Source organism: Nocardiopsis xinjiangensis YIM 90004, from assembly GCF_000341145.1.
Taxonomy (GTDB): Bacteria; Actinomycetota; Actinomycetes; order Streptosporangiales; family Streptosporangiaceae; genus Nocardiopsis; species Nocardiopsis xinjiangensis.
This window is the reverse complement of the sequence record NZ_ANBE01000045.1, coordinates 1-24,827: the sequence shown is the minus strand read 5'-3', so window position 1 is coordinate 24,827 and position 24,827 is coordinate 1. Positions and strand designations below refer to the sequence as shown.

The 24,827-nt window shown below is 70.7% G+C and carries 19 protein-coding genes and 1 pseudogene; 8 read left to right on the top strand and 12 right to left on the bottom strand.

Translation table 11 applies throughout. The annotated features are described in order from the left end of the window. Positions 1-273 precede the first annotated feature (273 nt). From D473_RS0119830 to D473_RS0119820, 3 genes are all read right to left on the bottom strand, one after another. Positions 274-1,620 carry a M16 family metallopeptidase gene (locus D473_RS0119830; protein WP_017610792.1) on the bottom strand — a complete coding sequence of 449 codons (1,347 nt, stop codon included), beginning with the start codon at positions 1,618-1,620 and terminating at the stop codon, positions 274-276. A 92-nt stretch (positions 1,621-1,712) separates the two neighbouring features. Further along, entirely contained in the window at positions 1,713-3,008 is a 1,296-nt protein-coding gene (locus D473_RS0119825; protein ID WP_033353715.1) for a M16 family metallopeptidase, read from the bottom strand. Between the two features lie 116 nt (positions 3,009-3,124). Further along, entirely contained in the window at positions 3,125-3,811 is a 687-nt protein-coding gene (locus D473_RS0119820; protein ID WP_026127134.1) for a hypothetical protein, read from the bottom strand. Positions 3,812-4,040: 229 nt separating this feature from the next. Here D473_RS0119820 and sppA point away from each other — a divergent pair, with 229 nt between their 5' ends. Together sppA and D473_RS0119810 are read left to right on the top strand one after the other, a co-directional pair. Further along, a complete protein-coding gene (sppA, locus tag D473_RS0119815; RefSeq protein ID WP_017610789.1) occupies positions 4,041-5,762 on the top strand; it encodes a signal peptide peptidase SppA in 1,722 nt (573 codons plus the stop codon). Positions 5,763-5,802: 40 nt separating this feature from the next. Continuing rightward, positions 5,803-6,285 carry a flavin reductase family protein gene (locus D473_RS0119810; protein WP_026127133.1) on the top strand — a complete coding sequence of 161 codons (483 nt, stop codon included), beginning with the start codon at positions 5,803-5,805 and terminating at the stop codon, positions 6,283-6,285. Between the two features lie 84 nt (positions 6,286-6,369). On the opposite strand, the gene D473_RS0119805 is transcribed toward D473_RS0119810, so the two are convergent. From D473_RS0119805 to D473_RS0119780, 6 genes are all read right to left on the bottom strand, one after another. Further along, the gene (locus D473_RS0119805) at positions 6,370-7,281 is read right to left on the bottom strand and encodes an ABC transporter substrate-binding protein (protein WP_017610787.1); all 912 of its coding nucleotides are present in this window, start codon (positions 7,279-7,281) and stop codon (positions 6,370-6,372) included. A 40-nt stretch (positions 7,282-7,321) separates the two neighbouring features. Next, a complete protein-coding gene (locus D473_RS0119800; protein ID WP_017610786.1) occupies positions 7,322-8,002 on the bottom strand; it encodes an ABC transporter permease in 681 nt (226 codons plus the stop codon). Next, entirely contained in the window at positions 7,990-8,796 is an 807-nt protein-coding gene (locus D473_RS0119795; protein ID WP_017610785.1) for an ABC transporter permease, read from the bottom strand. Before D473_RS0119795 ends, D473_RS0119800 begins: the two co-directional genes overlap by 13 nt. After that, positions 8,793-9,908, bottom strand: coding sequence for an ATP-binding cassette domain-containing protein (locus D473_RS0119790; RefSeq protein WP_017610784.1), 1,116 nt, complete (start codon positions 9,906-9,908; stop codon positions 8,793-8,795). The genes D473_RS0119795 and D473_RS0119790 overlap by 4 nt, the downstream gene beginning before the upstream one ends. Positions 9,909-10,178: 270 nt before the next feature. After that, positions 10,179-10,856, bottom strand: a complete 678-nt coding sequence (locus tag D473_RS0119785; RefSeq protein WP_017610783.1) for an HAD family hydrolase — start codon at positions 10,854-10,856, stop codon at positions 10,179-10,181. A gap of 23 nt (positions 10,857-10,879) precedes the next feature. Next, positions 10,880-11,626 carry an NUDIX hydrolase gene (locus tag D473_RS0119780; RefSeq protein WP_017610782.1) on the bottom strand — a complete coding sequence of 249 codons (747 nt, stop codon included), beginning with the start codon at positions 11,624-11,626 and terminating at the stop codon, positions 10,880-10,882. 139 nt (positions 11,627-11,765) lie between these two features. Between D473_RS0119780 and nadA the strand changes: the two genes are divergently transcribed. After that, entirely contained in the window at positions 11,766-12,764 is a 999-nt protein-coding gene (nadA, locus tag D473_RS0119775; RefSeq protein WP_017610781.1) for a quinolinate synthase NadA, read from the top strand. Between the two features lie 175 nt (positions 12,765-12,939). After that, on the top strand, positions 12,940-14,373 hold the full coding sequence (locus D473_RS0119770; protein WP_026127131.1) for an RNA polymerase sigma factor: 1,434 nt from the start codon (positions 12,940-12,942) through the stop codon (positions 14,371-14,373). A gap of 211 nt (positions 14,374-14,584) precedes the next feature. On the opposite strand, the gene D473_RS0119765 is transcribed toward D473_RS0119770, so the two are convergent. Next, positions 14,585-15,199: a TetR family transcriptional regulator gene (locus tag D473_RS0119765; RefSeq protein ID WP_017610780.1), complete on the bottom strand. Its 615-nt coding sequence runs from the start codon at positions 15,197-15,199 to the stop codon at positions 14,585-14,587. Positions 15,200-15,505: 306 nt separating this feature from the next. On the opposite strand from D473_RS0119765, the gene D473_RS0119760 reads away from it, so the two are divergent. From D473_RS0119760 to D473_RS0119745, 4 genes are all read left to right on the top strand, one after another. After that, entirely contained in the window at positions 15,506-16,537 is a 1,032-nt protein-coding gene (locus D473_RS0119760) for an MBL fold metallo-hydrolase (protein WP_017610779.1), read from the top strand. Between the two features lie 223 nt (positions 16,538-16,760). Beyond that, positions 16,761-18,095, top strand: a complete 1,335-nt coding sequence (locus D473_RS0119755; RefSeq protein ID WP_017610778.1) for a glycosyltransferase family 4 protein — start codon at positions 16,761-16,763, stop codon at positions 18,093-18,095. After that, positions 18,092-18,814, top strand: a complete 723-nt coding sequence (locus tag D473_RS0119750; protein WP_026127130.1) for a class I SAM-dependent methyltransferase — start codon at positions 18,092-18,094, stop codon at positions 18,812-18,814. Before D473_RS0119755 ends, D473_RS0119750 begins: the two co-directional genes overlap by 4 nt. Positions 18,815-18,822: 8 nt before the next feature. After that, positions 18,823-19,899, top strand: a complete 1,077-nt coding sequence (locus D473_RS0119745; RefSeq protein ID WP_017610776.1) for a glucosidase family protein — start codon at positions 18,823-18,825, stop codon at positions 19,897-19,899. A gap of 82 nt (positions 19,900-19,981) precedes the next feature. Here the strand turns inward: D473_RS0119745 and D473_RS28735 are convergent. Next, positions 19,982-23,349: pseudogene (locus tag D473_RS28735) on the bottom strand (transglycosylase domain-containing protein). A 664-nt stretch (positions 23,350-24,013) separates the two neighbouring features. Continuing rightward, complete coding sequence (locus tag D473_RS0119735) at positions 24,014-24,652, bottom strand: class I SAM-dependent methyltransferase (protein WP_017610775.1); 639 nt, start codon at positions 24,650-24,652, stop codon at positions 24,014-24,016. Between the last annotated feature and the right edge of the window lie 175 nt (positions 24,653-24,827).

The window sequence follows — 24,827 nt, the reverse complement described above, 5'->3', positions numbered from 1 at the left end:
CCACCGCTCAGGTGGTCGGATCCATCGTTATACCAGCCTGGCACGGGGATCATGCCGACGGTTACCGGAAGACCGGTACAAAGGTTCGCTTTCGTTATGTCCGAGCTGGGCGCCGACATGCTGTGACCTGTGCCACCCTGATGTGCGTCTTCGCCGGGCAAAGAGCCGCAACACCCGTGTCAGGGGCATGTGCAGGCGTCCATGCACCTACACATGTCCCTGGTCACAACTCGGATCCGCTCCGCCGGAAGGATCAGGCCCGGCGGCCGGGGATCACGCCCAGAGGGCCTCGGGGTCCAGGACCTCGACCGGGCCGATACCGGTCTCGGCCAGGGGTTCACGCAGGCGCTCGGCGTCACCGGCCACGACCACGACCGCCTGCTCGGGGTGCAGGTACTCCCGGGCCGCCGAGTCCAGGCTCTCGCGGGTGAGCTTCTCGTACCCGGCCCGCTGACGGTCGACGTGGTCGTCCGGAAGGTCGTGCACGACCATGTCCACGAGCGCGCCCGCCATCGAGCGGGCCGTGGAGTAGGAAACCGGGAGCCCCACGGTGTTGGACTCGCGCACCGTGTCCAGCTCCTGCTCGGTGACGCCCTCCTCGCGCAGCTTGTTCACCTGCTCCATCGAGGAAGTGATCGAATGCGCAGTGGTGTCGGCCTCCACCTGGGTGCTCATGAGGAACACACCGGCGTCGCGGCGCAGATCGAAGCCGGAACCGGCGCCGTAGGTGTAACCCAGGCGCTCGCGCAGCTCCATGTTGAGGCGGGAGGTGAACATGCCCCCGAGGACCTCGCTGACCCCCTCCGCGCGCGGCAGGTCGACCTCCTTGCGGGAGGGCACGCGGTGCGCGAGGACCAGTGCCGACTGCACCGAGCCGGGACGGTCCATGACGACCACGCGCGGCAGCTCACCGGGCGGAGCCGCGGGCGTGCTCAGGTCGCGCTCACGGGCGGCGGCGGTGTCGCCGAAGACGGTCTTGCCGAGCTCGGTCAGGTCCACACCGGTCAGGTCGCCCACGACCACGAGCGTGCCGGCCGTGGAGGCCAGGGAGTCGCCGTGGAAGGCCGCGACCTGCTCGGGGGTGACCGTGCCGAGGTTACCGGGACCGCCGGCCAGCGGAGTGCCGTAACGGCCCGTGAACAGCTGCCTGCCGACGCTGCGCATCGCCAGGGTCCCGGCGGAAGCGGTCTCCAGCCAGAAGCGTTCCACGAGCTGCTCACGGCGGCGCAGGACGTCGTCGGGGTTCAGGGCGGGGCGGCGCACGGCGTCGGCGAACAGGCCCACCGCCTGGTCGAGGCGGTTGGCCGGCGCGTCGAGCCCGGTGACGAAGGCGTCCCAAGAGACACGGGAGGTCCACTCGGCACCGTGGCGCTCCAGGGCCGGGGCCAGGGAGCTGTTGCCGTCGGGGCCGTCCTCCAGGACCTCGCTGGTCAGGAGGCCCACACCCATGGCGTCCAGCGGCTCGAGCGCGGCGCCGTGCTGGTGGACGAGGCGGAGAGAGACCAAGAGCTGGCCGGGGACGTCGATGGCGACGACCACGCCGGCCCCCACGTCGACGCGCTGGGGCCGGGGGAAGGTGAACGAAGCCGGGGCCCCGAGTTCCGGGCGGGTCTGCGACATGCTGTGCGGCTCTTTCTGCTGCGAACGGCTTGGCGGTGGGAACCCGGGCGGGCGGCCCTTCCGGTGTGGACCGGGGCCGCACCGCCGCGCGGTCAGGAAGCGGGGGCCTCCGTATGCTCGGGGTCGAAGCGGACCACGAGCATGTTGTCGTCGACGAGCAGGCGCTCAGCGGCGGCACGCACCTCTTCGGCGGTGATGTCGCTCCAGCGGCTGGGCCAGGTGTAGGCCAGCGTCGGGTCGTCGAACAGCTGGGTGCAGGAGCTGAGGTTGTCGGCGAGACCGGAGGGGCCGGAAATGTTCTGGAGGTGGTCGAGCTCCAGGACCGCGCGGGCGCGGTCCAGTTCCTCCTCGGTCACGCCCTCGGCCAGCGTGGCGACGGTCTCGCGCACGGCCTGCTCCAGCACGTCACCGCTCACACCCTCACGGGCGAGCATGTTCACCAGCAGCAGACTGTCGGTGTAGCGGAAGGGCAGGATGTCGGCGGCCCCGCCGCCGTCGTCGGCGGCGATGGGGTGGTCCACGACCAGGTCGCGGTACAGCCGGCTGCCCTGCCCCTGGCCCAGCACGGCCGAGGCCAGGTGCAGCACGTCGAACTCGCGCTCACCGTAGGAGGGGGCCCGGAACCCGATGAAGACGCCGGGGGCGGGCACGGTCTCCACGACCGCGTCGCGCACGGGCCCGCCCAGGGACGAACTCAGTGCGGCGTCGGGGGTCTCCGGCAGCTTCTCCCGGGCCGGGACGGGGCCGAAGAACTCCTCCACCCGCGCCAGGACGTCCTCGGGGTCCAGGTCGCTGACGACCGTCAGGACACAGTTGTCGGGACCGTAGTGGGCCTTGTGGAAGGACTTGACGTAGTCCAGGTCCGCGGCGTCCAGGTCGGCCATCGAACCGATCGTGGGGTGGTGGTAGGGGTGGCCCTCCGGGTAGGCCAGGCCCAGGATGCGTTCCAGGGCCGTGCCGTAGGGCTGGTTGTCGTAGCGCTGGCGGCGCTCGTTCTTGACCACGTCGCGCTGGTTGTCCAGCACCTCCTGGGTCATGCCCTCGCGCAGACTCGCCAGACGGTCGGCCTCCAGCCACAGGATGAGGTCCAGGGAATGGGTGGGCACCGTCTCGAAGTAGTTGGTGCGGTCGGTGGAGGTCGAGGCGTTGATGTCACCGCCCAGGCGCTCCACCACGTCGAAGTGCTCGGCCTTGGCCACGTTTCCGCTGCCCTGGAACATCAAGTGCTCGAACAGGTGGGCGAACCCGGTGCGGCCGGGGACCTCGTGGCGGGATCCGACCCCGTACCAGAGGTTCACGGCGGCGACCTGGCCGGTGGAGGCGGGCGCCGTCACCAGCCGGAGCCCGTTGTCCAGTGTGAACTGTCCGATCCGTTCCGCCGATCCCATGGTGGTCACCAGGCTGCACCCCGCATCTGCGCCGTAGCTGAGCTGTTCGTGATGCCTACGACCCTATGGCCTCCGAGGACCGCACCGACACCCGATCGCAGAATCCGCAGGGCCGATCAGTCCCCGTGGGCGGTGGTGTCCATGGACTCGGCGGCCCGCTCGTAGACCTGGTCGTGCTGCGGGTCGGCCGACCACACGTACAGGAGCACGTCCGAGACCGGCAGGAACCACATGCGCACCTCGAAGCTGTCACCGTTGACGCAGGAGACGTCCCACACGGCGTGATGCGACTTCAGGTCGTCGGCGTGCACGAAGAACTCGGCCGGGTTGGTCAGCTCCGCACCTTCCACGTCGATGTTGCCGGAAGCGGCGGTGTTGAGGCTGCGGCAGCTGTCGGTGTTGTCGGCCCACCCGTCGTCCGCGGCGTAGGCCTCCCCCTCCAGCGGCCAGTCCTGCGGGTGCTGGTCGGCGGCACCGGTGAGGAGCTGGAGCGACCCGTAGGCGCAGGCGGGCTGGCCGGGAGGGGTCAGGCACAGGTTCCCGCCCTCGTTCTGGACCTCCCACTCCTCGGGGACCTCCATGCTCACACCGTCGGCGTCGACGGTGGTGGTCCCTTCCTCGTCGGCGGGGGCGACCGGCGGCATCATCCCGCCCTCACCCGCCTGGAGCTCGACGTCCTCCAGGGATCCACCGCCGTCCCCGCCACAGGCGCTGAGCGCGAGCACCACGGCCGCGGCCCCCGCTCCCCAGCCGAGGCGCCCGCGCAACCTGCCGTGGGCAGCCCCACCCGTCGTGCCCGCCATGTCGTCCCTCTCAAGCCTCGTGTCCCAGGTGCAGACCAGACCCTAGCGCCGATCCGGCACACCACGCGCACCGGAACGGAACGGAGGAGGCCGGCACGGCCGCCCCGCCCCGGTCAGGGCCAGGAGGGCGGATCCGCGACGGAGCCCGGACGGGGACCGGCCGGCTGCCGGCCGTCCGGTTGTGCACGGAACCCGTCCCACCCTGGACAACGGGGATTAGGCTGACCCCATGGTGGACCTCGCGAAGATCACGGAACCCCTGCCCCTGAAGCGATTCGTGCCCGGCCCCAAGGCCCCCGTGGTGCTCGAACTCGACCTGACCGAAGGGGTGGTGGACGAGAACCCCGGAGATCCTCTCGGGCAGCTGCTCAACCGGCGCAAACAGCACTACCTCGAGGTGGTCGAAGGCGTACGCCGCGGCGCGCGCGACCCGAACGTGGCCGCGCTCGTGGTGCGGGTGGACGCGCGCTCCTTCCACACGGCACGCGCCCAGGAGCTGCGGGACTGCATCGCCGACTTCCGGTCCACAGGAAAAACCGCCGTGGCCTGGGCCGACACCTTCGGTGAAGCGGGCAACGGCAACCTGCCCTACTACATCGCCACCGCCTTCTCCCGGGTGATCATGGCACCCACCGGGATCCTCGGGCTCACCGGGTTGCAATGGCAACAGGTCTTCGTCAAGGGCGCCGTCGACAAGCTCGACGTGGAGTTCGAGGTCGGTCGGCGCCACGAGTACAAGAGCGCGATGGACACCTACACCGAGACCGGGTTCACCGACGCGCACCGCGAGGCCGTGGACACGATCCTGGAGTCGGTGAACGACCAGCTGGTGGGGGCGATCTCGCAGACGCGCGGGCTGACCGAGGAACGGGTGCGCGAGCTCGTCGACCGCGGCCCGATCCTGGCCGAGGAAGCTCTGGAGTCCGGGCTCGTGGACCGCCTCGGCTACCGCGACCAGGTCTACGCCGACCTGCTGGGCGAGGTCGAGCGCGAGCACGGCGCCGAACCGCACCTGCAGTTCGTCACCCGCTACCACCGCCGGCACGCCCCGCAGCCCCGCCTGCGTACCGCCGGGAGCACCGGCTACATCGCGATGATCTCGGCCGGCGGCGCCATCATGTTGGGCAAGTCCCGCAGGTCCGCACTGTCGGGCGGCACCGTCATGGGCTCGGACACCGTCGGGGCGGCCTTCCGTGCCGCCCGCCAGGACCCGCAGGTCAAGGGTGTGGTCTTCCGGGTCGACAGCGGGGGCGGTTCGGCCGTGGCCTCGGACCTCATCCGGCGTGAGAGCGAACTGACCAGGCAGGCGGGCAAGCCTGTCGTCACCACGATGGGAGGTGTGGCCGGCTCCGGCGGTTACTACGTGGCGCTGGGTTCGGACGCGATCGTCGCCCAGCCCGGCACCATCACCGGCTCCATCGGCGTGATCACCGGCAAGGCCGTCTACAGCCGGCTCCTGGAGCGCCTGGGCGTGACCACGGACTCGGTGACCCGGGGCGAGCACGCCGGGATGTTCACCCCCGAGCGGCGCTTCACCGAGTCGGAGTGGGAGCGGATCAACGCGCTCCTGGACAGCATCTACGACGACTTCGTCGCCAAGGTCGCACGTGCCCGCGGGCGCACCCGGGACGAGATCCACGAGGTCGCCAAGGGCCGTATCTGGACCGGTGCCGACGCCCGTGAGCGCGGCCTGGTGGACGAGCTCGGCGGTCTGGAGACCGCGATCCGCCTGGTGCGCGACCGGGCCGGCGCGGGGGCGCTGCCCGTGCGGGGGTTCCCTCGTGCACACCCGCTGGACCGCCTGCGCCGGCACGAGTCGAGCGAGGACCTGTCGGCCGCCGACCCGGAGACCACCCTCAGCCCGTGGGGTGCGCTGGCCGACGCCGCTGCGCACCTGGGGCTGCCCGAGACGGGGCCGCTGACCATGCCCGGCCACTGGGACCTGCGCTGACCAGGACCGCACGACCTTCGACACGGGGGACACCACGACAGTGAGCAATCAGTACTTGGACGCGTTGTCCGCGGTCGCGACGGGGGTGACCGTCGTGACCGTGGCCGACGGACGCGACGACATCGGTGCGACCGTGACCGCCTTCGGGTCCGTCTCCGCGGAGCCGGCGGTGATCTCGGTGAACGTGGACTCCTCCGGTTACATGGCCGAGGTCTTGGAGGAGGTGGGGGCCTTCGCGGTGAACGTGCTCGGTTCGTCGCAGAAAGCGCTGGCGGGGCGTTTCGCGGCCGCGGGCCGCCCCAGCGCCCGCCTGTTGGTCGCCAACCAGCCCCACACCCGCGGCGAGCGGACGGGCGCGCTGGTACTGGAGGAGGCGCTGGTGGCGTTGGAGTGCCGGGTGCGGCACACGGTGGAGGTCGGCGACCACATGGTCTTCTTCGCCGACGTGATCGGCCTGCCCGGGGTCAACGGCCACGGCTCCGCGCTGGTGCGCCGCGCGGGCCGGTACCAGTCGATGGATTAGACGCACTCGTGCGTCGGGGCCCGGTCCGCTCGGCGGGTTCGAGCGTTCGTACCGGGCCCCGATCCGTGTTCCGGGGGTGCGGGGTCAGTCCAGACCGGCCTCGGCGAGCCAGTCCTGGGCGACGTCGGCGGCGTTCTCGTTGTCGATGACCACCCGCTCGTTGAGCGCGGTGACGTCCTCGGTGGTCAGCTCCGCCGAGACTGCGTTCAGGGCCTCTCGGGCGGTGTCGTCGACCTGTTCGGAGTTGACCAGAGGCGTGATGTTCTGGGCGCCGAAGACGTTCTCGGGGTCCTCCAGGGCCACGAAGCCCTCGACCGCGACCTGGGGGTCGGTGGTGAACAGGTTCGCGGCCTGGATGTCGCCGTCCTGCAACGCCTGTGCCAGGAGCGCGACCTCCAGGGAACGGAACTCGCCGAACTCCACGCCGTAGACCTCTTCCAGGCCCACGACGCCCTGGTGGCGGGTCTCGAACTCGGGCGGGCCGCCGAGGACGAGGTCCTCCGCGACGCCCTCCAGGTCGGCGAGGGTCTCCAGATCGTGCTCCCGGGCGACCTCCTCGGTGACGGTGACCGAGTCCTTGTTCTCGGCCTCGGAGGACTCGAGGGTCTCCAGCCCTTCGGGCAGGGCCTCCTCCACGGCCGCGTTCGTCTCTTCGGGGCTGCCGCTGGGCGCGTCGTCGTCCAGGTAGGCCAGGATCGCGCCGTTGTACTCGGGGAAGACCGAGAGGTTGCCTTCCTCCACCTGGGAGTAGTAGACCTCGCGGCTGCCGATGTTGAGCTGGTACTCCACGTCCACGCCCCGGGCCTCCATGGCCCGGCCGTAGACCTCGGCGAGCACGGTGCTCTCGGGAAAGTCCGCGGAGCCGATGACGACCGTCCCGTCACCGGAACCCTCCCCGCCCCCACCGTCTTCCTCCTCGTAGGGGTCGTCGGCACCGCATGCGCTCAGCATGAGTACCGAGAGGGGCAGTACGGCCAGGGTGAGCCTGTTGCGCATGTCGTTGGTCCTAACACTCGTGGGAACCGGGTCGGGCCGCCTACCGTCCGGCGGCGGCGAGGGATCGCAGTCCGGGGGCGACCAGGAGTCGGCTCAGACCGGCGAACAGCAGGGTGGTGAGCACGGCCAGGAACACCACCAGGAGGGATCCGCCGAGCATCATGGTGAGGTCCTGGCGGGCCTGGCCGTCGACGATGTATCGGCCCAGTCCGCCCACACCGACGTAGGCGGCGATGGTGGCGGTTGCCACGACCTGCACGGCCGCTGTGCGCATGCCGTTGATGACGAGCGGGACGGCCACGGGCAGCTCCAGGCGCATCAGCACCTCGTGCCCGCGCATGCCCATGCCGAGCGCGGCGTCCTTGAGGGCGGGCTCGACCTGGCGCACCCCTTCATGGGTGTTGACCAGGATCGGGGGCACGGCGAGGGCGACCAGCGCGATGACCACGGGCACCAGTCCGATACCGGCCAGCAGCACGATGAGGAAGAGCACCCCGATGGTGGGCAGGGCGCGGGCGAAGTTGGCCAGGCTCGCGGTCGCGAACCCGCCGATGCCGGTGTGCCCGGTGACGAGACCGATCGGAACCGCGAGAGCTGCGGAGATCAGCAGCCCGAGCAGGGAGTACCGGAGGTGCTCGGCGGTGCGCGCGGGGATGCCGCCGGGCCCGCTCCACTGGCCGGGGTCGGCGAACCAGGCCACCAGGTCGGTCAGGACGTCCATGGATGTGCCCCGTTCCCGGTGTCGGCGGTCTGGGTCGTCTCGGCCCCCGCGTCGACGGCGGCGGCCTCACCCGCGGGCACGGCGGCCCGCTGCTTGCGCTTGCCGCGACGGCCGTCGCGGCGGGCCCAGGGGGTGAGCAGGCGTTGGGCGAGGACGAGCAGGGCGTCGGTGGCGAAGGCCAGCAGGACGGTCAGGACGATGCCCACGACGATGGGTGCGTCGAACTGGCGGCGGAACCCCTCGCTGAGGATGAGCTGTCCGAGCCCGCCGAGGCCCACGAGTGAGGCGACGCTGACCATGCTGATGGTGGCGACCGAGGCCACCCGTAGCCCCGCGATGATCACCGGAACGGCCACCGGTGTCTCCACGGTCAACAGCCGCCGCAACGGGCTGAAGCCCATCGCGACGGCGGCCTGCCGGACGTGGTCGGGGACCTGGCGCAGTCCGTCGACCACGTTGGGCAGCAGGATGACCAGGGTGTACAGCGCCAGCGGCACGATCGCCGTCCAGTCGCTGAAGCCGGTGTAGGGCAGCATGAGGAAGAACAGCGCGATGGAGGGCACCGCGTAGAGCACGTTCACGCCGGTCAGCACGGGTGGGTAGAGGCGGGTCCAGCGCACGCAGGCCACCCCGAGCGGGAGCGCCGCCGCCAGCCCGATGAGGATCGACAGGTAGGCCAGGCGTGCGTGCTCGACCAGCCGCGGCCCCACACCGCGGTCGTGGTCACCGGGCCGGCTCCAGTTGGCGATCGTCCAGTCGACGGCACCGGAGGCCCAGTCCCACGCGGCGCTCAACCGGACACCGACCAGATGGCGCCGCCGAGGTCGGCCTGGGAGACGACGCCGAGCACCCTGCCGTCGGGGTCCACACCCACGGCACGTCCGGCCGGTGAGAGCACCGCGGCGTCCAGAGCGGCCCGCAGGGAATCGCGTTCGACGTCGAAGGTGTGCCCGAAGGCGGTCAGGTCGAGCCGGCCCAGTTCCAGGCCGGAGGGTTCGTGGCGGAGCCGGTCGGCGTCCACCCACCCGAGCGGCATGCGCCGGGCGTCGACCACGAGCGCCCACGGTTGGCCGGCGGTGTCGACGGTGTTGCGCGCGCGTTCGACGGTGTCCCGGTCCTCCAGGAGCACGTCCTCGCGCAGGGCGAGCTCGCTCGCGGAGAAGAAGGCCAGACGCCGCACCCCGCGGTCGTAGCCGATGAAGGACTCCACGAAGTCGTCGACGGGGTGTGTGAGCAGGCGTTCGGGGGTGTCGTACTGGGCGAGTTCGCCACCGGGCCGGAAAACCGCGATCCGGTCGCCGATCCGGATGGCCTCGTCGATGTCGTGGGTGACGAAGAGGACGGTCTTGTGCAGTTCGGCCTGCAAGCGGAGGAGTTCGTCCTGCAGGCCGGTGCGGACCACCGGGTCGACGGCGCTGAAGGGTTCGTCCATGAGCAGGACCGGGGGGTCGGCGGCCAGGGCGCGTGCCACGCCCACACGTTGTTGTTGCCCGCCGGAGAGCTGGTGGGGGTAGCGCTTGCCTTGGGAGGGTTCGAGCCCGACCAGCTCCATGAGTTCGGCGGCCCGGGACCGTGCCCTGCTGCGGCCCCAGCCGAGGAGGAGCGGGACGGTGGCGATGTTGTCGCGGACCGTGCGGTGCGGGAACAGGCCCGCCTGCTGGATGACGTAGCCGATGGAGCGCCGCAGCCGGGCGGGGTCCTGGGAACGTACGTCCTCGCCGTCGATCAGGACCGCCCCGGAGGTGGGTTCGACCATGCGGTTGACCATGCGCAGGGAGGTGGTCTTGCCGCTGCCGGAGGGCCCGACGAAGACGGTGGTGCGGCCGCTCTCGACGGTGAGGTCGAGGCCCGCCACGGCGACGGTGCCGTCCGGATAGTGCTTGGCGGCTCCCTCGAACGTGATCATCGTTGGGTGGTCTCCATTCGGGGGACGGTGGTGGGGTGCGCCCCGTGAGGTCGGGCCCGTACGCAGGTTCGCACGGTACCCATCTCCTGGAGGATCAAACGGGTGACACGCCGCAGTGCACACAAGTCCGACACAATGGGGCCCACGCCACGCGCGCAGCGGCTCGGGGCACGCGGCAGCGCACCCTTCGATGCACCAGGGGAGGGACGTAGGCCCTGCGAGGACCGCCCGGCGAGCGCGAGCACCGGGAGACCGGGAACGCGGAAGGGCTCAGGCGCGGCCGTGCTCGGCGATCCAGGCGTCGAGACCGAACAGGTCGTCCACGACGACGTCGGCGCGGGCGGCCTCGGGGCGCTCGGCATGGCGGTATCCGTAGAGCCCGCGGCGCAGCAGCGCGGTGCGCATCCCGGCGGCACGGGCGGGGAGCACGTCGTTGTCGGTGCGGTCGCCGACGTAGAGGATCTCGCGGGGCTCCGTTCCGGGCCGGGCCCCACGCACGAGGTCGAGGGTGTGGTCGAAGAAGGCGGGGTCGGGCTTGGCCGCGCCCCAGACGTCGGAGATCCCGATCCCGGCCACGCCGAGGTCCATCGCTTCCAGTGAGGGCCCGGCCTCCGGGGGCTGGTTGCCGGCGATGAGGAGGGTGAGGCCCTGGGCGCGTAGGGCGGCGAAGCCGGGGCGCACGTCGGGGTAGAGGTCCGCGGGGCCGAAGTTCTCCCGGGGACCGTCGGGGTCCTCGTCCCGCCAGAGGGCGCTCTCGGTCGCCAGGTCGAACCCGGGCGAGAAGAGGCGGAAGGCCTCCAGGTGGCTGCCGCCGGAGGCGATGACCCCGCCGATGGTGCCGAAGAAGGTCATGTGCGGAACGCCGAGGCGGTCGGCCCAGCGGGCGAAGATTGCGGTCTCGTCGATCAGCGTCTCGCCGACGTCGAACACCACGGTACGAATGGTCACGGTCTGGGAGTGTACACGCCGCCTCAGGGCACGTTCGGCGGGCGCAGGACCGCGAACTCGTCGGTGATCTGCAGGCTCCGCTCGCGGAACCGGAAGAGCGCGGCGGGCCGTCCGCCCGAGCGCCCCGAGGGCACCGAACGCCCGGTCTCCTCGATCTGTCCCCGGCGCAGCAGGACCCGCCGCAGGTTGGTGGCGGCCACATCGTGGCCGAGAGCGGAACGGTAATAGCCGGAGAGCTGCGACATGGTGAACTCCGGCGGAGCCAAGGCGAAACCGACGTTGGTGTAACCGAGTTTGGCGCGCAGCCTCCGGCGCCCGGACCGGACGATGGAGGCGTGGTCGAAGGCCATTGCGGGCAGGGCGGCCGTGGAGTGCCAGCCGGTGTCCACGGGCACGATCGGGTCGACATCGGCGGGCACGAGACCGAGGTAGGCGGTGGCCAGGGTTCGGTGCCGGGGGTCGCGTTCGGGGTCGCTGCGGGTCTCGAGCTGCTCGAGGTGGGCCAGGTCCCGTACGTCGACCTTCTGGGCGAGCTGTCCGCGGATGGACGCGCCCAGATCCTCCCCGGTGCCGAGCCTGCCCCCGGGCAGGGACCAGGCCCCCTCCCATGGGGGCAGGGCCCTGCGCCACAGCAGGACGCACAGTTCGCCCCCGCGGATCTGGAGTACGACGGCGAGTGCCTCGTGGCCGAACCTCCGGGGGTGCGGAGGATCCGGGAGGCCGTCCTCACCGATGGGTACGGTTCGTCCGTTCGCGTGCGGGATATCCACCCTGTCCCTTCCGTTCTTCACCATGTTAAGCTTCGTCGAGTTTGTGCCTGACAGACAAAAACCCGGGTCGGGACACGGACCATCCCCCGCACGGCGTCCGGCGCCGTGCACACCCCCAGCCTCGAGGAAGTAGTTCGACATGGCACCGGTCACCGCCACCGCCGACAGCATGACCAGTCAGGAATGGGCCGAGGAGGTCCACCGCCTGGCCGAGGAGCGCAACGCCGTCGTCCTCGCGCACAACTACCAGCGCCCCGAGATCCAGGACGTGGCCCACCACACGGGCGATTCCCTGGCACTGTCCCGGTTGGCCGCCCAGGTCGAGGCCGAGACCATCGTCTTCTGCGGCGTCCACTTCATGGCCGAGACCGCGAAGATCCTGGCCCCGCAGAAGACGGTCCTGCTGCCCGACCCGAACGCGGGGTGCTCCCTGGCCGACACCATCACCGCCGAGGACGTGCGCGCGTGGAAGGCCGAACACCCCGGCGCGGTCGTGGTCGCCTACGTCAACACCACGGCTGCGGTGAAGGCCGAGACCGACATCTGCTGCACCTCCTCCAACGCGGCCGACGTCATCCGGTCGATCCCCGAGGACCGGGAGATCCTGTTCCTGCCCGACCAGTTCCTGGGCGCCCACGTCAAGCGGGTCACCGGCCGCGAGAACATCCACGTGTGGATGGGCGAGTGCCACGTGCACGCCGGCATCGACGGGCACACCCTGCGCGAGCGGGTGGCCTCCGAACCCGACGCCGAGGTCTACGTGCATCCCGAGTGCGGCTGCGCGACGTCGGCTCTGTACCTGGTGGGCAGTGGCGCGGTGCCCGAGGACCGCGTCAAGGTGCTCTCCACCGGCGGCATGCTCGACGCCGCGGAGAAGACCGACGCGAAGAAGGTCCTCATCGCCACCGAGACCGGCATGCTGCACCAGCTGCGCAACACCAACGACACCACGCAGTTCGAGGCGGTCAACAGCCGGGCCGAGTGCCACTACATGAAGATGATCGACGCCGAGAAGCTGCTGAATTCGCTGCGGCACGGCACCGCCGAGATCACCGTGGACGACACGACCTCCGAGCGGGCCCGCCGTTCGGTGGAGCGCATGGTGGCCATCGGTCAGCCCTCACGCGGCGGCGAGTGACCCCCCACGAGGAACACGGCCACGAGGGCCACAGGGGCCGTCCCGCCCGGGACGGCCCCCATTCTTGCCTACAGGCAGGGATAACAGAATTCTTACCTTCAGGACACAGTTCATCGATTCCCCCACGCTGCCGAGAACGCGTCACTAGCGTCACGGAAAGAGCGGGGGGAGAATCGTGACCAGAGACACCGAATCCGGCGAACCGGTCGCCATCGACGCACGCGCACTCCACGACACCTTCGCCGCGCCGCTTTACCGCTACGCCTGGTCACTGCTGGGCGGGGACGGAGAGCGGGCCACGGAGGCGGTCCATGACGCACTCGTGGCCGGCGTGGCGCTGGACGGCGAACGCGCCTCGCACACCGAACGCGCACCCTGGCTCTACGCCCTCACCCGTACCGCCTGCCAGCAGCGGGGCCTGGCCGCCACCTGCCCCTACACCAACCTGGCCACCGTCCCGGCCGAGGAACCCGTCGCGCGCATGTTCGCGCACCTGCCCTCCGGCCACCGCGAACTCGTCGAACTCGATCTGCGCCACGGGCTCCCGCCCGCCGCGGTGGCCCGGATCCTGGGCCTGTCCCCCGGTATGTGCGTCGAGCTCACCCGCTCCGCGACACGCCGGGCCGCCGACAACCTGCACGGGCTCCGGAACGGTCCCGACCCGAGCGGAGAGGACCAGAACGACGAACAGGCCCCCGCGACCCTGCGGCGCCACCGGGCCCGGCGCGTCGGAGCCGCCCTGGACCTGCTGCGCCCGCCCGGCCCTCCCCCGGGGCTGCGGGGCGAGGTCCTCGCGACCGCCACCGCCCCCGGGCTCACCGTCGTCCGCGACCGGATCGTGGCCGCGATGCGCCCGCTCGACGAGGACGGCTACCCGGCCCACCGGGTCCGTGCCCCTGCCGCGCCCCAGGAGGGCGCCGGCGCCGCCCCGGCTCCGCCGGAGAGCGGCAGGGCCGCCGGGGCAGCCGCGCCCCTGCCGCGTCCCCTGCCGGAGGACCGTCTGACCACGGCCGACCATCCGGTGCGCAACGAGCACACCGCATCACTGGCAGCACCCGGGGAGTCCCCCGCGCCCGTCGAGCAGGAACGGCCGCGCCGCGTGTTGCCGGTCGTGTCCGGCCTGGTCACAGTGGCCGCGGCGGTCGCCCTGTGGCTGTGGGCGAGCGCTCTCGGCGGGCCCGTCACCGTCGTGGGCCCCGAGGCGGCCGCGCCCACGGGGCCGCCCTCCTCAGGGGCCTCCACGCACGCGTCGGACGACGCACCGGGCCCGGTGCTGCGGGAGGAACCCGAGACCGGCCCTTCCGCCGACCCGAACAGCGGGGAAGAGACCCCCTCCGAGGACACCGGGGAAGGGGGCGGGGGCGGGGACGACACCGAACAGCGGCCCCCGCGTCCGCCCCAGGGCGGGGACGGAGGTGAAGAGGCACCGGAGCGGCCTCCGGGCACGGACGCACCGGAGCCGCCGCAGGAGGGGGCCCCGATCAGCCCCGGACCGGAGCCGGAGAAACCCGAGACACCCGAGAGGCCCGAGGAGGAGATCCCCGAGGAGGACCAGGGCCGCAACAGGGTCCTCGACGGCCTGCTGGACCTTTTCCTGCGCACGGACTGACCCACGTGCCCGGGCGGCCCCGTTCCACGGCCCCGATGTCTTCAACGGGCGTGGCCACACGCCCCGGGCGGACGGGTCATCGGCCCGCGCCGCAGACCGGATCGGCGGGCGGGTGCTCACGCATGCAGACGCGCGGGCCCTCCCGCGCAGCGGGGCGCACGGCACGCCCCGCCTCCGGGCGTGCTCGAGCCGTTCGCCTTCGAGCCCTCCGTCAGAAGCCGGCGAGCAGGCGCTCGGCGGTCACGTGCAGACGCTCCTCGGCCTCGTCGACACTGCGGCGGCCCTTGAGGATCTCCACCAGCTCGAAGATCCACACGCTGGTCAGGGAACCCACGAGTACGTAATCGGGGTCGCGCTGGTCAGCCGGCCCGTCCGGATCCCCGCCCTCGTCGGTGTGCAGGGTGCCGGTGACCACACGCCAGACCAGTTCGGTGATCCGCACGTCCAGTTCGATCTTGACCTCGGCCATGATGAGCGAGCGGACGAGCGCATCGGCCAGCTCGGGTTCGCGCATGAGCCCGCGGGTGGCGCGCAGCAACACGTCGACAGCGCGGCCCGCGGGGCTCTGGGCCGTGGGTGGGCGGCGCATGATCCCGCCCTCGAGCAGATCGAGCTCCTCGGTGACCACGGCGACCACGAGGTCCATCTTGGACGGAAAATAGCGGTAGAGGGTGCCCAGGGCGACCCCGGCCCGTTCGGCGACCGAGCGCATCTGCATGGCATCGACGCCACCGCGCACGGCCAGTGCCGCGGCGGTCTGCACGATGCGCTTGCGACGCTGGGTCTGACTTCGCGACAGCGTTCCGGTCGGCGCCTGCACGGCCACAGGATCTCTCCCATTCCTCGTCGGTCCGCGCGCTACCCCTCCGCCGCGGCCCTGGAAGCCAGCTCACCGGCGCCGCGCCCTCCGCGCGAACGCCTCGATGAGAACACGTTATCCGAGGCCTTCCCCCCGGCGCAGCTGATCGAACCCATGATCCAGGCCTCATAGCCCGACGTGATGGCGGGTTCCCGAGGAGCCGCAGTCAGTTTTCACCCCTTCCGTCCGAGCTTAATAGAATATGTTCTATCTGCCTTCCGGCCAGCCCAGTAACATCGAATCCGATTCGGTTTCGATTGGAGAGGTGTCAGGATGCGCGAGATGCCCCGCGTCGAGGAGCTCGGCCACGGTGTCTGGAGTCTGCCCGTGCCCATCCCCGGCAGCCCCCTCGGCTTCACCTACGTCTATCTCGTCTCCGGCGACGACGGCGCGGTCCTGGTCGACACCGGCTGGAACCACGACGAGTCCTGGGAGGCCCTCACCCGCGCCGTCGAACGGACCGGCCACGGCATCGAGGACATACGCGGCGCCGTCCTCACCCATTTCCACCCCGACCACGCCGGCCTGGCCGGGCGCCTGCGCGCGGCCTCCGGGGCCTGGATCGCCATGCACCCGGCCGACATCGCGGTCACCGAACACCTGTCCGCGAGCTCCGCACCGGAACGTCTGACCGCCATGACCGAGCAGCTCCGCCGTGCCGGTTTCCCCGAGGAGGACCTCGCCGCCTTCGCCGACCAGACCGACCTCTCCGCACCCTCGGCCGCGCCCGACCGGCCCCTCGCGGACGGCGACACCGTCGACCTGCCCGGCCGCCGCATGCGTGCGATGTGGACCCCGGGCCACAGCCCCGGGCACCTGTGCCTCCACCTGGACGACACCGACGTGTTCTTCACCGGCGACCACGTCCTGCCCCGCATCACCCCGCACGTGGGCCAGTTCCCCCTCCTGTCGACCGACGACGACCCCCTCGGCGCCTTCCTCACCGCGCAGGCCGACGTCGGCCGCCTCCCCGGAGCCGACCGGCTGCTGTGCCTTCCCTCACACGAGCACCGCTTCACCGGCCTCACCGAACGCACCGAGGCGATCGTCGCCCACCACGAGGAGCGCCTCCACGAGATGGTCCGGCTCCTGGACCGAGAGGGCCGGGCGACACTGTGGCAAGTGACCTCCGGCCTCTCCTGGCGCCGTCCCTGGGCCGAGATGCGTGTACGCGCCCGCCACATGGCCGCTGCCGAGACCGTTGCCCACCTGCGGCTGCTCGAGGAGCGCGGCCGAGCGAGCCGCACCGGGACCGCCGACCTCCCCCTCTGGGCCGCCACCAGCGTCGCCCGCACCCCCGCGTAAGATCCGTCCAACACCCCCGCCCTCCCACAGCCCCGGCCCCAACTGCCGAGTAACATAAGGGCGCCCACGCCTGTTCAGCGGCGGACTCGCCCCATGCCGTCGACCACCGCAGCCCGGGCGGCCCGGTGGCGCAGGTCGGGAACGAACAGCGTCGGCGGCTCCCGGAAGGTCGCCGACGGGCGACGGGCGGGACGGGCCAGCGAACCGACGAAGAGGTGGACTCTTGACCCTGCCGGGCAACAACACGGGACCGAGCCCGCGGCCCTCCCACACACGTTCCCTACGTGTGGCCCTGCTCTCCTACCGGAGCAAGCAGCACGTGGGCGGGCAAGGTGTCTACGTCCGGCACCTCTCACGCGAACTCGCCGCGCTCGGCCACGAAGTCACCGTCCTCTCCGGTCAGCCCTATCCCGAACTCGACGAGGGCGTGGCCCTGGAAAAGATCCCCTCCCTCGACCTCTACAACGACGCCCGCCCCTTCGTGGCACCGCCCCTGCGCGAGTGGCGCGACTGGATCGACGTCCTCGAGGTCGCCACCATGTGGACGGCCGGTTTCCCCGAACCCCTCACCTTCTCCCTGCGCGCCCACCGCGAGCTGCGCCGACGGCTGGCCGACTTCGACGTGGTCCACGACAACCAGACCCTCGGCCGGGGCCTGCTCGGCATCCGTGCTGCCGGCCTGCCCCTGGTCACCACCATCCACCACCCCATCAGCGTCGACCGCCGCATCGAACTGCAAGAGGCCAAGGGGCTGCAGAAGCTCACCAAACGCCGCTGGTACTCCTTCGTGCGGATGCAGGCGCGAGTGGCCCGCGAACTCGACCCGATCCTGGTTCCCTCCCAGTCCTCCGCCGACGACATCGCCCGCGAATTCGGTGTGCTCCCCGAACGCATGGAGGTCACCCCGCTGGGTGTGGACACCCGCCACTTCCATCCCCGCTCCGACACCCCGCGCGAACCCGGCCGCATCGTGTGCACCGCCAGCGCCGACAGCCCCCTCAAGGGTGTGGCCGTGCTCCTGCGCGCCGCCGCCCGCCTGGCCGAGGAACGCGAGGTCTCCCTCACCATCGTGAGCAGGCCCAGACCCGGCGGCCCCACCGACCTCCTCGTGGACCGTCTCGGGTTGCGCGACCGCGTCGACTTCGTCAGCGGCATCGACGACACCGCCTTGGGCGACCTCATCGCCTCCGCCGAAGTGGCCGTCGTCCCCTCCTTCTACGAAGGGTTCTCCCTGCCCGCCGTGGAAGCCATGGCCTGCGGTACCCCCCTCATCGCCAGCCACGCCGGCGCCCTTCCCGAGGTCGTGGGCACCGACGGCGCCGCCGGCCGCCTCATCACCCCCGGCGACGACGAACTGCTCGCCAAGGAGATCGGCGCGCTCATGGACGACCCCGACGAACGTGCCCGCATGGGCGACGCCGCCTGGGAACGGGTCCAGGAACGCTTCACCTGGCGTGCCGTCGCGGAGCTGACCGCCCGGCGCTACGCCGCCACCATTGACGGGTCCGCCCCGCGTCCGACCAGCACCCACCCGAACCGTTCTAGGAGCCTCAACTGATCACCGTCGACTTCTCCCTGTTCCCTGTCGGCCCGGGCAACCGCGTCCTCGACATGGGCTGCGGCGGCGGCCGCCACGCCTTCGAGGTCTACCGTCGCGGCGCGGACGTGGTCGCCTTCGACCAGAACGTCGCCGACCTCGCCGAGGTCGAGACCATGTTCGGTGCGATGAAGGCCGAGGGCGAGGCGCCCGGGGCCGCCACGGCCGAGACCGTCAAGGGTGACGCCCTCGACATGCCCTTCGAGGACAGCGGTTTCGACCGGGTCGTGGCCTCGGAGATCTTCGAGCACCTGCCCCACGACACCGCCGCCATGAAGGAGCTGTACCGGGTGCTGCGTCCGGGCGGTATCGCGGCCGTGACCGTGCCCAGTTTCCTGCCCGAGCGCGTGTGCTGGGCCCTGTCGGAGGACTACCACACCAACGAGGGCGGGCACATCCGCATCTACACCCGCGCCGAGCTGGAGTCCAAGCTCAAGGCCACCGGGTTCGAGATCGGTCCGCACCACCACGCGCACGCCCTGCACGCCCCTTACTGGTGGATCAAGTGCGCCGTGGGCACCGACAACGACGACCATCCGGCCGCGAAGGCCTACCACGAGATGCTCGTGTGGGACATGCTCCAGGCCCCCAAGGTCACCAGGGTCGCCGAGAAGCTCCTCAACCCCTTCCTCGGCAAGAGCGTCATCGTGTACGTGCGCAAGCCGCTCGGTACCGCGTGAGGCCGCAGATGAGCGCCCCCGACCCGGAACCGGCCCTCCCCCGCGCTCTGCGCCTGCCGGGCGTGCTCAGCGCCCACGAACTCCAACGGTCGGCGCATTACCTCGTGCGCAGCCAGGAACCCGACGGCGCGATCCCCTGGTTCCCCGGCGGCCACACCGACGTGTGGGACCACATCGAGTGCGCGATGGCACTGACGGTGACCGGTCTGGAGGTCCCCGAACACGCCGAGGCCGCCCGCCGTGCCTACCTGTGGGTGGAGTCCGCCTGCCACCCCGAGGGCGGGTGGCCGGCCAAGTTCCGTCAAGGAAGACCCGCCACGGCGCTGCGGGAGGCCAATCACGCCGCGTACCCGGCCGTTGGTGCCCTCCACCACCTGCTCACCACCGGCGACACCGCGTTCGCCCGGCGCCTGTGGCCGACCGTGGAGAACGGTTTGGAGTTCGTTCTGGCGCTGCGCGGGGAGCACGGAGAGATCCTGTGGGCACGTTCGGAGGACGGTTCCCCGGGCGACCATTCGCTGTTGACGGTGTGCGCGAGCGTGCACCACGCGCTGCGGTGCGGTGCCGCGCTGGCCGAACATCTGGGCGAGCCCAGGCCCGCGTGGTCTGCGGCGGCCGACCGGCTGGCCGTGCTCATCAACGACCACGAGGACCTGTTCGCCGACCGCAGCCGGTTCTCGATGGACTGGTTCTACCCGGTCCTGGGCGGAGCGGTGCGCGGGCCCGCCGCGAAGGAGCGCCTCGACGAGCGCTGGGACACCTTCGTCCTGCCCGGTCTGGGTGTGCGGTGTGTGAGCGATCAGCCATGGGTGACCGCCGCCGAGTCGTCGGAACTGGTGATCGCTCTGGCCGCCATGGGTGAGACCGACACGGCGGTCCGGATCCTGCGGGAGATCCAACACCTGCGCGACCCCGACGACGGCGTGTACTGGACGGGATACCAATTCGCCGAGCAGGTCCGGTGGCCCGTGGAACGCAGTACGTGGACGTCGGCGGCCGTGATCCTGGCCGTGGACGCCCTCACGCGCACCACCGAGGGATCCCGTGTCTTCCTGCACACCTCGGAGCAGGTCCCCCTCGCCTGAGCCCCGCCCACGGCCCGCGGAAAACAGGAAGGGCGCCCCCGTCATACGGCGGGGGCGCCCTTCCTTCGTAGGCGGCTCGGAGTCAGTCCTCGTCGTTGCTGCGTGCCATCTGGTCACCCGGATCGAGCGGCTCCTCGGGGGTGCCCGGTTCCTCCGGCGACTCCGGCGGTTCCGGCGGCTCCTCCGGCGGGGGCTCCTCCGAGGGCGGTTCCTCCGGCGGGGGCTCCTCCTGCGGCGGCTCCTGGGGTTCCTGCGGCTCCTGAGGTTCCCGCGGCTCCTGGGGTTCCTGCGGTTCCTGGGTGGCCGTGTCCGGCGCCCAGTTCTCCGTCGTGCCCTCGTTGGCCGGCTGCGGGAACGACTCCCGCTCGTAACCCTCCATGGCCCGCGTCATGTAGTTGTTCCACAGTGTCGCGGGCAGACCACCACCGGAAATGCTGTGCCCGGGGATCGAGAAGCTCTCGTTGTCCCCGCTGTAGACACCCACCGACGTCGACAACTGCGGGGTGTAACCCACGAACCATGCGGCCACACTGCCGTCGGTGGTACCGGTCTTGCCCGCCGTCGGGTGATGGGCCAGCCGCGCAGCCGTGCCCGTGCCCCCGCTGACGACCTGTTGCAGGGCGTGCGTGACGTCCGCGGCGGTCGTGTCCTGCAGGGCCTGGTTGCTCTCCACCTCAGGGCGTTCGTTCTCGCCGTCGGTGTTGTTGACCTCTCTGATCACGTGCGGCTCGACGTGCACGCCTTCGTTCGCGAAGGTACCGAACCCGCTGGCCTGGTCGACCGGACGCACACTGACCGCTCCCAGCGGCATGACCGGGACGAGCTGGTTGTCGGCGATGCTGCCTTCGGGGAAGCCCGTGGCGTAGGCGGTGTCCCGGATGTTCTCGTACCCGAGCTGCTCGGCCAGCTCGACGTACCCGAGGTTGTTGGACTCCTGCGTGGCCTGGATCAGGCTCATCACACCGCCGGGGTCGTTACCGGCGTTCTGCACCCGGGAGCCCTGTACATTGCGCGGCCCACGTCCGTCCACGGTCGACTGGAGGCTGTAGCCCTCCTCCAACGCGGTCGCCAGTACGTACGGCTTGAAGGCCGACCCGGCCTGCGCGGCCCCGTGGAAACTCGTGTCGTACTGGTTCTCGAGGTAGTCGTTGCCCCCGTAGAAGGCCACGACCTCGCCTGTGGCCGGATCCACGGTGCTCATCCCGAGGTTGACACCCTCGGGGATGCTCTCGTGCGGGACGGTCTCCTCGACCGCCTCGTGCGCGGCCTCCATCATGTCCTCGTCGAAGGTCGTGACGATCTCGTAGCCGTGCCGCTGGATCATGTCCTCCGTGAAGCCGAGCCGATCGAGCTCGTTCATGGCTTCCTGGAGCATGTACCCCCTGTAGCCGCTGACGTCGGTGCCGTCGGTGGGCCGCTCGGCCTCGGGCACCGGGAACTCCATCTCGGCGGCTTCGTCCGCGGTGATCGCACCCGTGGAGACCATGCCGTCGATGACGTACTGCCAACGGCGTTCCAGGGAGTCGGTCGACTCCAGCACGTCCGCCTCACCGTAGTAGTGCGGCTGCTGGATGGCGGCCGCCAGGAAAGCAAAGCGGCCTCCTCGGGCGTGAGCTCGTCGACGCTCTTGTGGTAGTAGACCTCAGCAGCCGACTGGATCCCGTATGCCTGCCGCCCGAAGTAGATGGTGTTGAGGTACTGCTCCATCACCCACTCCTTCGACTCGTTCTGGTCGACCTTGATGGAGATGATGATCTCCTGGATCTTCCGAGCGACCGTCTGTTCGCGGGAGACACCCTCGTAGTAGTTGCGGACCATCTGCTGGGTGATGGTGGACCCGCCCTGGACCTGTTCACCGGTGATCGTGGACCACACGGCGCGGGCCGTACCGCTGATGGACACGCCGGGTTCTTCCCAGAATCCGCGGTCCTCGGCGGAGGTCATCGCATCGACGACGTGGTCGCCGCCCGCAGTCATCCCGTCGTAGGAGATCGGCTCGCGATTGGTGCCCCGCTCGGCGAACTCGGTCTCCCCGTCGGCGAAGTAGAAAGTGGATCCCTGGTCGGTGGCCTCGGCCTTGGCGGCGTCGGGCACCTCGACCGTGGTGTACAGGTAGGCGAACCCGGCGATGCCCAGGACCAGGAAGACACCCATGACGATGAGCACGGGACGCAGGATGCGCCACCACATCGGCCGCTTCTTCTTCGCGGCCTTGCCACCGGGCTTCCCGGGGCCGCCGGAACCACCCGACCCGGCCTCCGCGCCGGCTTCCTGCCCTTCGGAAGCCTGAGCAGCGCCGGTGGCGGCAGCTGTGCCCGCGGCTGCCGCACCGGCACCTACTGCTGCACCGGCACCGGACGGCTCCTCCTCAGCCTCGTCCTTGTTTCCGGCGGCCTCGCCGACCGACTCGGATCCGGCGGTCTCCCCGGAGTACTCCGAGAACCGCTGAGGGGCAGGCCAGAACGAGGTCTCGGCATCAGCGGTACTGTCACCACCGGTCTCCTCCTCGGAGCTGTCCTCTCTGTCGGCGCCGGCGGGCTCCCCGGTATCGGCGATCCCCTCGCTCTCGGCCGCGTCCGTCCCTGCCGGGGCGGGGGCGGGGAACGGTGCGGTGGACGGCGGCTCGGCGGCCGCGAAGCTCTCGTCGTCCTGGTCGCCGGGCTCGTCGTCCTCGGCGGGGTCCTGGAGCGCGGTGGTCTTCTCGCCGTCCTCGGCGGGCGTGGTTCCGGTGCCGGCGCTCTCGGCAGGGGCCTCGGTCTCCCCACCCGTCCCGGGTACCACGAAGGCCTCCGTGGCGGGCGAAGTGTCCTCGTCCGCGGTGCCGCTCTCGGCCTCACCGCCGGAATCGGCCTCGGAAACGCCCTTGTCCTCGGAGGTGGTCCCGTCCTCGGGGAGCGCGATCGGGATGGCCTCGGTCGCCGGGGAGTCATCGGACGCGCCGGGGGTGGCGGTCTCCTCCTCGGACACACTCCCGGGGGCCGTCCCTTCCTGCTCCTCCGACCACCCGCCGGAGGCGGAGCTCTCCTCCGCGGGGTCACCCTCGGGGGTGTCCTCGGCGGACGTGTCGTCATCACCGGTCGCCGCCGAGGCCGCGGTACCCGCGCCGGCCGCCGCAGCAGCTGCGGCACCGGCCCCTCCGGAGGAGGTGTCGATGGTGGCGTCCGCGTCATCGGTCCCGCCACCCAGGGACCCACTGCCGGAAGCGTCGGCGCCCTTCTCCTCGCCGGAGGGGAGGGAGGAGGTCCCGGCCTCGTCCGTGTGGCCGGCTCCGCCGGCAACCTTGTCGGGCGTGTCCTCGGTGCCCTCCGAGACGATGGCCCCGTCGTCCTCAGCGGCTCCTGGGGCGACACCCTCACCCGGCTCCTCGCCGGTCCCGGAGGGGCTCTCCTCCTCGTCATCGGAGGATGCGCCGTCGGCCCCGTACCCCTGTTCGGCGAGGTTGCGGGCCACACGTTCCCTCAGGAAGGTCCCGCTGGTCTTGAAGGCGACCGCCCCACCGGGGACGAACTCGGGTTCGGGTCCGTCATCGGCATCGTCGTCGCTGTCCCCACCGGAGAGCTCGTCCCCGGGCCCGCGATCCTCTCGGCCCCCGTCCTCGGCGGACTCGCTCCGGCCGCTGTCGGTCTCGGGCGCCTCACCCTCGGTCGTGGGTTCCGTGGGCAGCTCTTCAGCAGAGGTTTCGTCCGTCTCCGGCGCGTTCGTGTCGGGACGCTGCCCATCCGCCCCGCCGTCGCCGTATTCGCTCTTGCTCAGCTCCCCGCCCCCATGATCAAGTCATGTACGGCACCATGCCGTCTTGGTGTTCGACGCGCGAGTGCCCCTGATCGGTTCAGTTCGAATCAGTACCGAAGCGGTATTTCGGGGAATAACGCCGCCATCGCTGCACCCTCACCGCTACGATACCCGCCCGTAACCGCAACGCGGCCGGATCCCTGACCACCCATGACCTTCTTACCGAAGGCTTACCCAGAACATGCGTGTTCTTGGTCGAGTGTTGACACATTCACTGGTCGACGTGGCCCAGCACTCACATAACCATCCAAGAATAGCCGCCGCCACATAAGGAAACCGTGTGCGGAGCCCGGCCTCCGCACACGGTTCGTGGAGAGGGTCCTCACACACGAGTACCGCGGCGCAGGACCCTCATGGAACCGACCGCTCGGACCTCCTCGAACTCTCCTGATTCGAGCGCACGGCAATAGATGTTGTACGGGGGGCGCCCGCCGTCCGCTGGGTCGGGGAAGACGTCGTGGATGACGAGCACACCCCCGTCGGCCACGTGGGGGCTCCAGTGCGTGTAGTCGTTCTGAGCCGCTTCCTCGCTGTGGCCGCCGTCGATGAACAACATCCCCAAGGGTTTGCCCCAGACCGACGCGACGTCGACGGAAGCACCGACGACGGCGATGACCTCTCCCTCGAGGCCGGCCCGGGTGAGGGTTCTGCGGAAGTGCGGGAGGGTGTCGAAACGTCCTGTCTCGGGATCGACCAGGCCGGCGTCGTGGAACTCCCAGCCCTCCTGGTGCTCTTCCGAACCGCGGTGATGATCGACGGTCACGATCTTGGTTCCGGCCTCACGTGCAGCGGCGCCCAGGAAGATGGTGGACTTACCGCAATAGGTTCCGATCTCCACGACCGGACCGAGGTGCGCGTGATCCAACACGGCCTCGAAGAGGACGGTTCCTTCGTCCGTGGGCATGAAGCCCTGGGCCGATTCGGCCGCGGCGAGAAGCTCCGAGGGAATGGTGTTCGTCATGGAACGATTCTCCCACCGAAGATCGTCCTGCCGTTCGTCGGCCCTGCTTCGATCCCGCACCACGCCCATGTTCAGTTTTCACATGTTCACAAGCCTGGGCGCAAAAAAAGGGAGGAGCCACCCCCACAAGAGCGACCCCTCCCCAACAAAAAACCGTGGCAGCAACCTACTCTCC